Annotated in this window: 9 protein-coding genes; 2 read left to right on the top strand and 7 right to left on the bottom strand. The window is 36.7% G+C overall.

Annotated features, from left to right (window positions below; all coding sequences use genetic code 11):
* Positions 1-355: 355 nt before the first annotated feature.
* The 6 genes from Q5O73_RS01180 to Q5O73_RS01155 all read right to left on the bottom strand — a co-directional run bounded on the left by Q5O73_RS01180 (position 356) and on the right by Q5O73_RS01155 (position 10,853).
* On the bottom strand, positions 356-1,588 hold the full coding sequence (locus Q5O73_RS01180; RefSeq protein ID WP_118590404.1) for a nucleotide sugar dehydrogenase: 1,233 nt from the start codon (positions 1,586-1,588) through the stop codon (positions 356-358).
* 227 nt (positions 1,589-1,815) lie between these two features.
* A complete protein-coding gene (locus tag Q5O73_RS01175; protein ID WP_302628706.1) occupies positions 1,816-3,303 on the bottom strand; it encodes a glutamate synthase subunit beta in 1,488 nt (495 codons plus the stop codon).
* A 14-nt stretch (positions 3,304-3,317) separates the two neighbouring features.
* Positions 3,318-7,865, bottom strand: a complete 4,548-nt coding sequence (gene gltB, locus Q5O73_RS01170; RefSeq protein WP_302668852.1) for a glutamate synthase large subunit — start codon at positions 7,863-7,865, stop codon at positions 3,318-3,320.
* A 210-nt stretch (positions 7,866-8,075) separates the two neighbouring features.
* Positions 8,076-9,356, bottom strand: a complete 1,281-nt coding sequence (gene rpoD, locus Q5O73_RS01165) for an RNA polymerase sigma factor RpoD (protein WP_021951826.1) — start codon at positions 9,354-9,356, stop codon at positions 8,076-8,078.
* 142 nt (positions 9,357-9,498) lie between these two features.
* Positions 9,499-9,936, bottom strand: coding sequence for a hypothetical protein (locus tag Q5O73_RS01160; protein ID WP_302628917.1), 438 nt, complete (start codon positions 9,934-9,936; stop codon positions 9,499-9,501).
* 110 nt (positions 9,937-10,046) lie between these two features.
* Entirely contained in the window at positions 10,047-10,853 is an 807-nt protein-coding gene (locus Q5O73_RS01155) for an HAD family hydrolase (protein WP_302628916.1), read from the bottom strand.
* Between the two features lie 165 nt (positions 10,854-11,018).
* Here Q5O73_RS01155 and Q5O73_RS01150 point away from each other — a divergent pair, with 165 nt between their 5' ends.
* On the top strand, positions 11,019-12,608 hold the full coding sequence (locus Q5O73_RS01150; RefSeq protein WP_021951823.1) for a potassium/proton antiporter: 1,590 nt from the start codon (positions 11,019-11,021) through the stop codon (positions 12,606-12,608).
* Between the two features lie 87 nt (positions 12,609-12,695).
* On the opposite strand, the gene Q5O73_RS01145 is transcribed toward Q5O73_RS01150, so the two are convergent.
* The gene (locus Q5O73_RS01145) at positions 12,696-13,235 is read right to left on the bottom strand and encodes a ferritin-like domain-containing protein (protein ID WP_302668851.1); all 540 of its coding nucleotides are present in this window, start codon (positions 13,233-13,235) and stop codon (positions 12,696-12,698) included.
* A 243-nt stretch (positions 13,236-13,478) separates the two neighbouring features.
* On the opposite strand from Q5O73_RS01145, the gene Q5O73_RS01140 reads away from it, so the two are divergent.
* Positions 13,479-14,399: an aldo/keto reductase family oxidoreductase gene (locus Q5O73_RS01140; RefSeq protein ID WP_302668850.1), complete on the top strand. Its 921-nt coding sequence runs from the start codon at positions 13,479-13,481 to the stop codon at positions 14,397-14,399.
* Positions 14,400-14,492 lie beyond the last annotated feature (93 nt).

Genomic DNA, 14,492 nt, shown 5'->3' with positions numbered 1-14,492 from the left:
CTATATCCTTTTTTCTCATATAACACCTCGCTTTCTTTTAATATTTCGAGGTGTATACTATTAGTTTTTCTTAATCTTTTCATAGTATACACCGGATATAAAAAAAATACAATAGTGAGCATTAGAATCCACTTGCAATCCTCACATCGCAGTATCTTTATTACATCTTACATTTATTATATTACATATATTCTGTTGTGTTGTCAAGTTGTTTTTGTTGTTTTACATATTTTTTGTGTTTTATCGTGTAATCAGCATAAAACATAAATTGCATATTCATTGTCAAGTACCCCACAAAAAATGGAGACATCCTGCGACATCTCCACTTTCACTTAATCTCTATTATTTATCCACATTAATCTCTTTCAAAGATATCTCTTGTGTATACCTTGTCTCTTACATCATCTAAGCATGAATCATATCTGTTGGCAATAATTGCCTGGCTTAATTCTTTAAACTTAGCCAAATCATTTACAACCCTGCTTCCAAAGAATGTTGAACCATCCTCTAATGTTGGCTCGTAAATAATAACTGTGGCACCTTTAGCCTTGATACGCTTCATAACACCCTGGATTGATGACTGACGGAAATTGTCTGAATTAGACTTCATTGTAAGTCTGAATACACCAACAACAACTTCCTTTTCCTTTGATGCATCATAAGCATCACTACCGGTATATGCGCCTGTCAGTTCAAGAACTCTATCTGCTATATAATCCTTACGTGTTCTGTTAGACTCAACTATGGCAGTCATCATGTTCTGTGGAATGTCAGCATAGTTGGCAAGCAACTGCTTTGTATCCTTTGGAAGGCAATATCCACCGTAACCAAATGAAGGATTATTATAATGAGTTCCAATACGAGGATCTAAGCAGACGCCGTTAATAATCTGCTGGGTATTAAGTCCCTTAGACTCTGCATAAGTATCAAGTTCGTTAAAGTATGATACACGAAGTGCAAGATATGTGTTAGCGAAAAGCTTTACAGCCTCTGCCTCTGTAAATCCAATAATTAATGTATCAATATTTTCCTTAATGGCACCTTCCTGTAAAAGACCTGCAAATGTATGTGCAGCCTCTACTAAACGAGGATCGTCTAAATCAGTTCCCACAATAATTCTTGAAGGATAAAGATTGTCGTAAAGAGCCTTAGACTCACGAAGAAATTCAGGGCTGAATATAATATTCTTTGTGTTGTATTTTTCACGTACTGACTCAGTGTATCCTACCGGAATAGTTGACTTAATAACAATAATTGCCTCCGGATTATACTTAAGAACCAATTCAATAACAGCTTCAACTGCTGATGTATCAAAGAAGTTCTTCTTGCTGTCATAATTAGTAGGTGCAGCTACAACTACAAAATCTGCATCCTTATAAGCTGCTTCGGCATCAAGAGTTGCTGTAAGATTCAAATCCTTCTCTGCCAAATATTTTTCAATGTAATCATCCTGTATTGGTGATTTCTTATTATTAATTAACTCTACCTTCTCCGGGATAATGTCAACAGCCATAACCTCATGATGCTGTGACAAAAGTGTTGCTATAGACAAGCCAACATAACCTGTTCCTGCTACTGCAATTTTCATAAAGTAACCTCACTTTCATTTATGTTTATAAAATAGTATTTTCTGTTTAATCAAAATGCTTTCTATATTATAAAGCATTTTGTTAAAGTGTGCAAATTATTTAAAGATTTTATTATTAATATTTCAAACTTTTCAAAGAAAAAGCGGAAACACCTCTACGATGCCTCCGCTTTTTCACTATATTTGCTTCACTAATGTAAAGCCATTATTTTTATCCTAATTTTTTCCTACAAATTCGTATATCCCATCAGTGACTCATCTACTTCCTTTGCGCAGTCTCTTCCCTCACGGATAGCCCACACAACTAATGACTGGCCTCTATGAACATCTCCTGCCGTGAATACGTTTTCTACACTTGTTGCATATTTTCCGGGCATTGTGGCAATGTTGGTTCTAGGAGTTGTATCCACCTTAAATGCCTTTGTCACATAATCTTCACTACCTAAAAATCCTGCTGCAATAAGTACTAACTGACAATCAACTTCGTATTCACTGCCCGGTATTTCTACCATGTTCATACGACCTGTTTTCTCGTCTTTTTTAGCCTCCAGTTTAACAAGGATAAGTTTACATAAGTTTCCTTCTTTGTCTTTAACAAACTCCTTAACTGTAGTCTGGTATACTCTTGGGTCATGACCAAACACAGCTATGGCTTCTTCCTGACCATAATCTGTTTTGCAGATTCTAGGCCACTCAGGCCAAGGATTATTAGCTGCTCTCTCATCCGGTGCCTTAGGCATCATTTCCAACTGCAAAACACTTTTAGCTCCATGTCTGATACTTGTTCCCACGCAGTCATTTCCTGTATCACCACCACCGATTATTACTACATCCTTATCTTTTGCAGACACATAGGTGCCATCAACTAATTTGCCGTTATCCAGAAGGCTTTTGGTAGTAGACGTAAGGAAGTCAACAGCGAAATAAATTCCCTTTGCATCTCTTCCCTTTGCATTAATATCTCTTGCATGCCTTGAGCCACAGGCTAAAACTACTTTATCGTATTTCTTAAGAATATCTGCTACCTTAACATCTTTTCCTACATTTGTGTTAGTAACAAATGTAACTCCCTCTTCCTTCATAATATTAACTTTTCTGTCAATAATATGCTTCTCTAATTTCATGTTAGGAATACCGTACATGAGAAGTCCGCCGATTCTGTCGTCTCTTTCATATACCGTCACACTGTGACCACGCTTATTAAGCTGATCTGCCACTGCCAGTCCTGAAGGGCCTGAGCCAATTACAGCAACCTTCTTTCCTGTTCTTACATGAGGTGCCTTTGCACTGGCATATCCCTTTTCATAAGCATTTTCTATAATAAGGTGTTCATTTGCCCTGACACTTACCGCATCACCGTTTAAACCGCATGTGCAGGCTTTCTCACATAATGCCGGACAAACTCTTGAAGTAAACTCCGGAAAGTTATTTGTTTTATGAAGACGATTATAAGCCTGCTCCATATTTCCGTTGTATAACAAATCATTCCACTCAGGAATTAAATTGTTAAGAGGACATCCTGAAACCATTCCTGCTATAACCTTACCATTCTGGCAAAACGGGACTCCACAGTCCATACATCTTGCAGCCTGACATTTCTGTTTATCCACAGACAGAGGTTCGTGGAACTCGTTAAAATTTTTTATTCTCTCTTTTGGCGAAGTTGCCTTTGCTTCTTCACGTTCATATTCTAAAAATCCTGTTGGTTTACCCATCTTCGTTTCCTCCTCTATCTTGTAGCTGCATAGAATGCTTCAATCTGTGCCTGTTCAGGATTAAGACCCTTTTCTTCCATCTTTGCTATTGCGTTAAGCATCTTCTTATAGTCATAAGGTATAATCTTTTTGAATTTCGGAAGGTACTCTTCAAAATTATCCAAGATTTCTTTACCCTTAACTGAATTTGTATATTTAACATGGTCTTCTATCATTGCCTTAAGTTCTAATACATCGTACTTATTTGAAAGTTCCTCCGTAGATACCAATGACTTATTAACCTTTCTGTACAAATCATTATTTTCATCTAGTACATAGGCAACTCCGCCACTCATACCTGCTGCAAAGTTCTTTCCTACCTTACCGATTACTGCGACACGTCCGCCTGTCATGTATTCGCATCCGTGATCTCCTACTCCTTCAACTACCGTAGTTGCACCGGAATTTCTTACACAGAAACGTTCTCCGGCAACACCGTTAATATAGGCTTTACCACTGGTTGCACCGTAAAAGGCAACGTTTCCAATGATGATATTTTCATCCTGCTTAAAGGTTGAACCCTTTGGCGGTTTGACAACAATTTTACCACCGGACAATCCCTTTCCTAAGTAGTCATTGCTGTCACCTGTAAGCTCAATTGTCATGCCGTTTGGTATAAATGCACCAAAGCTCTGACCACCTGCGCCGTTACATTTAATAATGTACATATCATCATCTAATGTGTCATTATAGCGTTTTGTTATTTCAGAACCAAATATTGTACCAAATGACCTGTCAATGTTAGTTACATCTACCTCAACTGTTGCAGGCTTTTTAGCCTCCAGCGCCTTTCCTAATTTTTTAAGAAGAACTGTCACATCCTTAGTACTTTCTAACTTAAAGTCATATACATTTTTCTTTAGGTACTGAACCCTTGTGTCTGCAAAATCTGTGCTTAAGATTCTTGACAAATCAACTTCCTTTGCTCTCTCAGGTGCAATATTGTCTTTAACCTTTAATAAATCAACTCTTCCTACTAATTCATCTATTGTTCTTACACCTAACTTAGCCATGTATTCTCTTAATTCCTGAGCAATAAACTTCATGAAATTAATTACATATTCAGGTTTTCCCTTAAATCTCTTACGAAGTTCAGGATTCTGTGTTGCCACACCTACAGGACATGTATCAAGGTTACATACTCTCATCATTACACAGCCCATTGTTACAAGAGGTGCTGTGGCAAATCCATATTCCTCTGCACCAAGCATGGCTGCAATTGCCACGTCTCTACCACTCATCAACTTACCATCTGTTTCCACTACAACCTTATTTCTAAGTCCGTTGGCAATAAGAGTCTGATGAGCTTCTGCCAATCCTAATTCCCAAGGAAGTCCTGCATTATAAATTGAGTTTTCAGGAGCAGCTCCGGTACCTCCGTCAAAACCTGAAATCAGTATTACCTGGGCACCTGCCTTTGCAACACCTGCCGCAACTGTACCAACACCTGCCTCTGACACCAATTTAACTGAAATTCTTGCATCTCTGTTAGAATTCTTCAAGTCATAAATCAACTGTGCCAAATCTTCAATAGAATATATATCATGATGTGGTGGTGGTGAAATAAGACTTACTCCCGGTGTCGAATATCTTGTTTTAGCTACCCATGGATAAACCTTCTTTCCAGGCAAGTGTCCGCCTTCTCCCGGTTTTGCCCCCTGAGCCATTTTAATCTGAATTTCTTCAGCACTTACAAGATATCTTGATGTAACACCAAAACGTCCTGATGCCACCTGTTTAATTTTTGAACATTTATTAAGTCCGTCTTCTCCTATTGTAAGACGCTCTACGGATTCTCCACCTTCACCTGAGTTTGAACGGCCGCCAATCATATTCATGGCAATAGCCATTGTCTCATGAGCCTCCTGTGAAATAGAACCATATGACATGGCACCGGTTTTAAATCTCTTTACAATAGAATCAACACTTTCTACTTCATCTATAGGAATACCACCGTCTTCCGGATAATTAAAGTCCATAAGACCTCTTAAATGTACCGGTGACATTTCCTCATCTATCATATGAGTATATTGTTTAAACAGCTCATAATTATTAGTCCATGTTGCCTGCTGCAATGTATGAATAGTAGCAGGATTGTACTTGTGTTCCTCCTTACCGCTTCTAAGCTTGTGGTCACCACTGCTTTCCAATGTAAGGTCTACATCTAATCCCAATGGGTCAAATGCCTTAGAATGAAGTGTTTCAACACTGTTTTCAATATCCTTTAATGTAATTCCTTCCACACGGCTTACTGTTCCTGTGAAATATTTATCTATAACATCTTTACTGATACCAATTGCTTCAAATATCTGTGAGCCCTGATATGACTGGATAGTTGAAATTCCCATTTTTGATGCAATTTTAACTATTCCGCTAAGTATTGCCTCGTTGTAATCATCAATTGCCGCATATGGATCTTTGTTAATCATTTCCTCTTCTACCATTTGTTTAATGGTGTCATGGGTAAGGTATGGATTAACGGCACTGGCACCATATCCTAATAATGTTGCAAAGTGATGTACGGCTCTTGGCTCACCACTTTCTAATACCAAAGAAAGTGTAGTTCTTTTCTTTGTTTTAACTAAATACTGATGTACTGCCGAAACTGCCAGCAATGATGGAATCTGTACATGGTACTCATCCACTCCTCTATCTGATAAGATAATAATGTTAGCTCCATCTTTGTGTGCCTTATCCACATCCACAAATACCTGATCTATAGCTTTTTCAAGAGATATTCCCTTGTAATATACAATAGGAACAACTGCTGTTTTAAATCCCGGTACATTAATGTTTTTAAGTTTCAAAATATCCGTATTAGTAAGTATCGGATTGTGAATCTTCAATACTTTACAGTTTTCCGGCTTTTCCTCTAAGATATTTCCGTCTTTACCAATATATACCGATGTAGAAGTTACTATTTCCTCTCTGATTGCATCAATTGGAGGGTTAGTAACCTGTGCAAATAACTGCTTGAAGTAGTTAAATAACGGATGGGTTCTGTCACTTAAAACTGCAAGAGGTGTATCTTTTCCCATTGCCTTTGTAGCTTCCATTCCATTATTTGCCATTGGAATAATTCTCTTTAAATCTTCAAAAGAATATCCAAAATTTTTCTGCAATCTTTGTCTTTCTTCTTTTTCGTATGTTTCTACCTTAACATTAGGAATATGAATGTCCTTTAAGTACACAAGATTGTTGTTAAGCCATTCACCGTATGGCTTTCTTGCTGCATATTCTTCTTTTAATTCATCATCATCTATTAGCTTTCCATTTACTGTATCAACTAACAGCATACGACCCGGACGAAGTCTTTCCTTGGCAACTATTTTAGACGGATCAATATCTAAAACACCTACCTCTGAAGAAAGGATCAGCTGGTCATCATTTGTAATATAATATCTTGACGGACGAAGACCATTTCTGTCAAGAATTGCTCCCATGTAATCTCCATCGGAAAACAGGATAGATGCAGGTCCGTCCCAAGGTTCCATCATTGTGGCATAATACTGATAGAAGTCTCTCTTTGACTGGCTTATTGTGTCATTTTTCTCCCATGGTTCAGGGATACACATCATAACTGCCAATGGCAAATCTACACCATTCATTACTAAAAACTCTAATGTATTATCAAGCATTGCTGAGTCTGAGCCCTGTGTGTCTACTACAGGCATAACCTTTGTCAAAGACTTCTGCATATATTCGCTGGACATGGATTCTTCTCTGGCAAGCATATTGTCGGCGTTACCACGGATTGTATTAATTTCTCCATTATGAACAATAAATCTGTTTGGATGTGCACGTCTCCAGCTTGGCTGTGTGTTAGTTGAAAATCTTGAGTGAACTAAAGCTATTGCTGACTCGTAATTTTTGTCCATAAGGTCTGCGAAAAACGGACCTAACTGATTAACAAGAAACATTCCCTTATATACAATAGTTCTGCTGGAAAGAGATACTGTGTATGTTCCTGTATTACTGTGAGAGAAAACTCTTCTTACTATATAAAGCATACGGTCAAAGGCTATTCCCTTTTCAACTTCTTCCGGTTTCTTAATGAAACACTGCATTATATGTGGCATGCACTCTAATGCCTTTGTTCCCAATACTTCCGGATGAACAGGTACTTCTCTCCATCCTAAAAACTCTAATCCCTCTTTCTGGGCAATGATTTCAAACATTTTCATTTCCCTGTTACGCTTTAACTCATCCTGTGGCATGAAGAACATACCTACGCCATATTCTCTTTCTCCTCCAATGTCAAAGCCTAAAGGTTTAGTAACCTTCTTAAAAAATTTGTGGGAAATCTGTAGCATAATACCTACACCGTCACCGGTTTTTCCTTCAGCATCTTTACCTGCACGATGTTCAAGGTTTTCTACAATTTTTAAGGCATTTTCTACTGTGGCATGACTTTTTACACCTTTGATGTTTACAACAGCTCCTATACCGCAGTTGTCGTGTTCAAAGCGTGAATCATACAAACCATCTTCTTTTGCTTTTTCAAATAACACATTTTGATCCATGAATTTGTCCTCCTGTAAAAAAAGAGGTGCAAAGGGACATAGTATCTCTACTATGGTGCCCCATTGCACCTCTTTCTTGTTCTTTACTTAATTTTATAAACTATTTTATCAAAAAAATCAAGTAAAATTAAGTTTAAATATTAAGTTTTATGATTTTATTAAGTTCTGATGTGTTAAACTTTCCCACCAGCCCTTTGTTTCTTTAAATTTTTAATCATTTAAGAAGTCTTTAATCTTTTTGCTTCTAACAGGATTTCTCAGTTTTCTTAATGCCTTTGCTTCAATCTGTCTGATACGTTCCCTTGTTACGTTAAAGATTTTTCCTACTTCTTCAAGAGTTCTCGGATGTCCATCCCTTAAACCAAATCGTAAAATAATTACTTCTCTTTCTCTATCCTTCAAATCCTTAAGCAGCACATCAATATGTTCACGAAGCATAACCGACTCAATATTGGCTTCCGGTGTAACCGTATTATTGTCTGCTACAAAATCTCCTAAGTTAGAGTCATCCTCTTCACCGATAGGTGTTTCAAGGGATGCCGGCTCTCTTGCAATCTGCATAATCTCTAAAACCTTCTCCTCAGTCATGTCTAAGGCATCTGCTAATTCCTTAGTAGATGGCTCATAACCTAACTCAAGAGTAAGTTTTCTCTGCATCTTTGACATTCTATTAATAGTTTCTACCATATGAACAGGTACTCGGATAGTTCTGGCATGATCCGCTAAAGCTCTTGTAACGGACTGTCTAATCCACCATGTTGCATATGTACTTAACTTGTAACCTTTAGTATAATCGAACTTTTCTACGCCTTTAATAAGACCTAAGTTTCCTTCCTGAACCAAATCAAGGAAACTCATTCCACGTCCGGTATATCTTTTTGCAATACTAACTACAAGACGGAGATTAGCCTCTATTAATTTCTCTTTTGCGGCAACGTCACCTTCTGTCTTACGTTTTGCAAGTTCAAGTTCTTCATCGGCGGTCAACAATGCTACTGTACCAATTTCCTTTAAGTACATTCTTACAGGATCTTCAGTTCCTACACCCTCGAGCAAATCCACGGCATCTAATTCTACTGCCTCTTCATCATCATTTTCAAAATCCTCGTCTGTAGGTCCTAATAAATCTTCTGCATCAATGTCTACCAATGCTATGTCTTCATCAGTCGGTTCGGCAGCAAGGTCTGAATCACTTGGTTCTACATCATCTAGTGAATCTGACTCAAACTCATCTTCCTCATTACCTTCCTCAACCGGTTCCGGTTTCTTAGCATCTTTCACATCTTTTTCTGCACTTTTTGGCTCTGCATCAGACATAACAACGCTAATTTCAGCCTCACTTAGTCTCGCAAGTATAGTGATTTCCTGCTTTGCAGTCAACTTGTCCTCTGAAAAATAATCTTTAATTTCTGATGTTGTTATCTGGTTATTCTGTCCCTGACATTTTTCAACCAGCTCTTCAACTTTTTGATTAAAATCTTGTTGTTTCAATACAGTATCCTTTCTAAATCACGAAACTTCTGTTTCTCTTTAAAGTATCTGTCGGTCCACATTATATTATACACAAAAATTGACTGGTGTAAACACACCAGTCAATTTTTTTTGTTTTCTTGTTGAAAATTACAACTATATGTTATTTTTTCAAATCATCCGGTGATACAATAGGTGACCAGCCGTCATCCTGCCCCGGATATTCTTCTGTTACTGTTTCGCCTTTTTTATTTGTCTTTGGCTCTTTGTTTTGAGATTCTTCTATAATAGAAATATTATCCCAGTAGTTTGTTTCTTTATTGTTCTTATTACCTTTTTTGCTGCTCTTTTTTGAGTTTTTTTTGCTTTTTGCTGTTGTTTCATCACCTGCTACCGGTAAATCTTCGTTACCATTTTCAGCTGTTGTCACATTTTCATTACCTGCTTTCACTGTTGTCTCAACCTGAGCTGCTGTTGCGTTATTAGTCTGCGGTGTATCACTATCTTTGCCTTTTTTTGAAACAACTAATGCCACTATTATTGCAATTACTATAACTGCTACTAATGCTATGGCAATTATATTTTTTTTCTTTTTATCCATCTCTATCTCCTCCTTGTATAATATGTGATGCCACCTTCTTCGATCAGCGGCAGTTCATCGGAAACGTTTTTCTAAAATGTTTCCTCCTCTTTATTTAGTGTAACATTTTTCTATAATTGTCCCAATTCCATTATAATCCGGGCTATGGCATTTTCTGTGTTTTTAACCGTAATTCTGTCTGCTATTTTCTTTACATATGGAATAGCATTACCCACTGCATAGCCTATATCTGCACATTCTAAAAGAGATATATCATTTTCATAATCTCCTATGCCTAACGTGGTATGAATGTCAATACCTAAATGTTCCTTCATGTATCTGACCGCTGCCCCCTTACCACTGTGTGCACTGTTTACTTCAATGCCCTCCGGCCAGCTTAAATCAAATATGAAGTCTTCTCCAAACTTCTCCTTTAAATCCTTTTGAAGTTTAGGGGTTATATTTTCATTTTGGAAAAGCAATATTTTTAACGGTTCACTGTCTAAACTGTCCATAAACCGGGCTAAAGCTTTAGGTTCGCCTTTATGCTCCTTTGAATCAAAATGAGCACTTTCAAACTTACCATCTTTACTTATTGTATTAACCCAATAAGTTTCTGCTTCCTCCCAGTTGTCATTTACATATGTTAAAAGTTCAAGGGTCTTTTTCCTGTTCATATGCCAGGTTTTAATAATCCTATCCCTTTTCTCATCATAAATAACTGCACCATTCAGTGATACTATGGGAGCATTCACCTTGAACTGACCTTCAAACAGCTTTGCATGGTCGGGAAATCTCCCGGTGGCTAAAGTAAACAACCCACCTTCTTTTTGAAAATATCTGATAGCTTCAGCATTTTCCTGTGATACTTTTCCCGGTTCATATGTTAATGTTCCATCGCAATCTGTACAAATCAAATACCCTGTAAATTTTCCCATTTTACTTTTCCTGTTTTTGTATTTCTATCCTTTTCGACATATTTTACAATTATACCAAAAAAATACAGCTAAATCAATGGCTATTGGATATAAATCATAAACTAACATTTTAAAGTCATTTTTATGTTAATATAGACATAGTTTATCATCGAAAGGAGGCTTTATATGGCAATAACTCTCACTTTAATTGCTATTGTTTTATTTTCATGTATATTAGCAGACAAATTTTCCGGCAAATTTGGTATGCCTGCTCTTATTCTTTTTATGACTATCGGTATGCTGTTTGGATGCGATGGTTTCTTTAAGATTCAGTTTGACAACTACGACTTTGCAGAAAAAATATGTACTGTTTCTCTTAGTTTCATTATGTTTTATGGTGGTTTTAATACCAAGTGGAAAACTGCCGGAAATGTTGCCGGACGTGCTATATGCCTGTCTACTGTAGGGGTACTTATTACTGCCGGCATAACAGGTGTGTTTTGCTATTTTGTTTTACACCTTAGTTATGCGGAAAGTTTTCTTATTGGTGCCGTATTATCATCTACTGATGCCGCCAGTGTTTTCTCTATTCTCAGGACAAAAAAACTTAATCTTAAAAATAGCACTGCCCCTCTTTTAGAAATTGAAAGTGGTAGTAACGACCCTGTTTCATACCTTCTTACAATGATAGGTATCATTATATTAAATGGTGGGAAACTTACTAATCTTCCATATTTTACTTTTGCACAGATTGTTTACGGTATTGCTATTGGAGTAATCATTGCCGGTTTAGGTATTGTAATTCTTACAAAAACCTCCCTTATTTCCGATGGATTAGATACTATTTTTATGATTGCCCTTATTATTTTTTCCTTTGGTGTTTCAACTGCCATTGACGGAAATGCCTTTTTAACTGTGTATCTTTTAGGAATAATATTAGGAAACAGTAAAATTAAAAATAAAAAAATTATGATTCCTTTTTTTGACGGACTTACAAGTCTGGCGCAAATTCTTATTTTCTTTTTGTTAGGACTTCTTGCATTTCCTCATAAGTTTGTGGCAATTATAATTCCGTCTCTTTTCATTGCAATATTTTTAACGCTAATAGCACGACCTATAGCCGTTTTTTCAATATTAGCACCTTTTAAATGTAGTTACAGGCAATGTCTTTTAGTTTCATGGGCAGGACTGCGTGGTGCTGCCTCCATTGTGTTTTCCATTATGGTTGTAGCCAGTGGCAGGGATGTTCCTTTTGACATTTTTCACATAGTTTTTATGGTGGCACTGTTTTCCGTAGCAATACAGGGTACCTTAATTCCCTATGTAGCCAGAAAACTTAATATGATTGATGACAATGATGATGTCCGTAAAACTTTCAACGATTATCAGGAAGAATCTGCCATTACATTAATGCGAATGTATATACCTAAAGGACACAACTGGGAAAATAAGCTTGTAAGTGATGTTAATATGCCTACCAATTCCCTTGCCATTATGATAAAAAGAAATGGCGACACCATTATTCCCAATGGTGATACGAAAATCCTTGGAGGCGACAGCGTTATATTAAGTGTTCCTTCCTATGAACCTTCCGGAAAAGAGAATCTTGAAGAAGTGGTTATTGACAAAAATCACAGCTGGTGTGACAAGCGTATTCAGGATTTAGATCTCCCTGAGAATGTGCTAATTGCCCTTATAAAACGTGGAGACGAAAGTCTTATTCCTGATGGAGGGACATATATAAGAAGGAACGATGTAGTGGTTACTTATAGGTAATTTTTTTAACTACATATTTTTAATACAAAGCAGCAGATTCCGGTACCATATTATTTCATTCCGGAATCTGCTTATTAGTTTTTAATTTTATTTATCCAGCAACGCCCTAAGCAACATAATATGATATTCTTCATCTTTTATTATTCTTGCTATTATCTGATTGATATTTTTATCTTTTATCATATTCATATGTCGGCGGTACTGGTTAATGGCAATTCGCTCACCTTCAATGTCTGCCCACAGCATATTTCGTATATCTCCACCTATTTTTACATTAGACGGTGACCACATTACCTGCCTTCCTGTGGAATTTTTTGTTGTAAAATCTAATGTTCCTCCCAATAGGCATATTAATTCTCCTAATTTTTGAAGATGAATCATTTCTGCCATGGCTATTCCCAATATAATTTGAGCTATCTCGCATTTATTGCCGGACATTCTTCCTTCCTGATTTATATACTGCATAGTTGATGTCATTTCAGATGACTGGCCGCAATAATCCAATGCAAGCAAATCTGCATACGCCTTGTTTCTTTCTTTTACCTTTATTTCCGGATACGGAAGTGCAACCAGTGCCGGCTTTACACTGGAAAAATTGCATTTATTAGTTAGCATGTCTTCTATCATTTATTTTCCCCACAATGTTTTATATATTAATATATGTATTTTTAGGCAAAGGGTACTTATTTATAATAAAATTGCTTTTGTTTTAATAAGGCATTACTTTTTTGCTGCTAAAATAGTATACTATGAGTATGATTTTTAAGTAGAGTATGATGTAAGCGAGTGGCATAATGTATTTTTGCACACACATCATATTATAAAAGGAAATCTTTATCAGGTATTATGAATTAACAAGGAGGCAACAAGATGAATACAATAAAATTAAGCAATACAGATTTTCATGTTCCAGCAGTTGCTGCCGGATGTATGCGAATTAACTGCTTAGATGAAAAAGCCCTTAGCAGTTATATCGAGGGATGTATTGAACTTGGAATTAATTTTTTTGACCATGCTGATATTTACGCAGGTGGCGAATGTGAGAAACTTTTTGGACAGGCTCTTTCTAATATGAATATTAACCGTGAGGATATTGTTCTTCAATCAAAATGTGGAATTGTCCCCGGTGTAATGTACGATTTTTCCAAAGAACACATTATCAATTCTGTTAATGGCATTCTTAAAAGATTAGGTACTGATTATCTTGATATTCTTTTACTTCACCGCCCGGATGCATTGGTGGAACCGGAAGAGGTTGCCCAGGCTTTTGATATTTTAGAAAGCTCAGGAAAGGTTAGACATTTTGGTGTTTCTAACCAAAAACCTATGCAAATGGAACTGCTTCAGAAATATGTTAGACAAAAGCTGGTTGTAAACCAAATTCAATATAGTATTCCTTTTTCTAATATTGTAGCTAATGGTATGGAAGTTAATATGCTTACTGATGGTGCAATTGACCGGGACGGAAGTGTTTTAGATTACTGTCGTCTAAAAGATATAACTATTCAGACATGGTCGCCTTTCCAATATGGATTTTTTGAAGGTGTTTTTATTGGCCGTGACAAATATCCGGAGCTTAATAAAGTCCTAAATGAATTAGCAGATAAGTATAATGTTACTCCAACCACCATTGCTACTGCATGGATTTTAAGACACCCTGCCAATATGCAGGTTATAGCCGGCACTACAAAGCTTTCAAGAATGAAAGAGATTGCGGCTGCAACCTCTGTTAAATTAGAACGTTCCGAATGGTACCGTCTTTATTTGTCAGCCGGACATATGTTACCATAATGGAAATTTTATGACGATAATGCGTTTATTGTGTTAGCACAAATGATGTTGTTACAGTGCCAATAATGTTGTATTTATTTAAGTGGTGTACCA

The sequence above is a fragment of the Eubacterium sp. AF15-50 genome, from assembly GCF_934835595.1.
Lineage (GTDB): Bacteria > Bacillota > Clostridia > Lachnospirales > Lachnospiraceae > Eubacterium_G > Eubacterium_G segne.
This window is presented reverse-complemented; position numbering and strand designations above follow the sequence as displayed.

Bases quoted from the DNA above. Each gene is read 5' to 3' on its own strand.
- Q5O73_RS01175 (WP_302628706.1), bottom strand. From the start codon at position 3,303: ATGGGTAAACCAACAGGATTTTTAGAATATGAACGTGAAGAAGCAAAG.
- Q5O73_RS01145 (WP_302668851.1), bottom strand. From the start codon at position 13,235: ATGATAGAAGACATGCTAACTAATAAATGCAATTTTTCCAGTGTAAAG.
- Q5O73_RS01140 (WP_302668850.1), top strand. From the start codon at position 13,479: ATGAATACAATAAAATTAAGCAATACAGATTTTCATGTTCCAGCAGTT.
- Q5O73_RS01180 (WP_118590404.1), bottom strand. From the start codon at position 1,588: ATGAAAATTGCAGTAGCAGGAACAGGTTATGTTGGCTTGTCTATAGCA.
- gltB (WP_302668852.1), bottom strand. From the start codon at position 7,865: ATGGATCAAAATGTGTTATTTGAAAAAGCAAAAGAAGATGGTTTGTAT.
- Q5O73_RS01160 (WP_302628917.1), bottom strand. From the start codon at position 9,936: ATGGATAAAAAGAAAAAAAATATAATTGCCATAGCATTAGTAGCAGTT.
- Q5O73_RS01155 (WP_302628916.1), bottom strand. From the start codon at position 10,853: ATGGGAAAATTTACAGGGTATTTGATTTGTACAGATTGCGATGGAACA.
- Q5O73_RS01150 (WP_021951823.1), top strand. From the start codon at position 11,019: ATGGCAATAACTCTCACTTTAATTGCTATTGTTTTATTTTCATGTATA.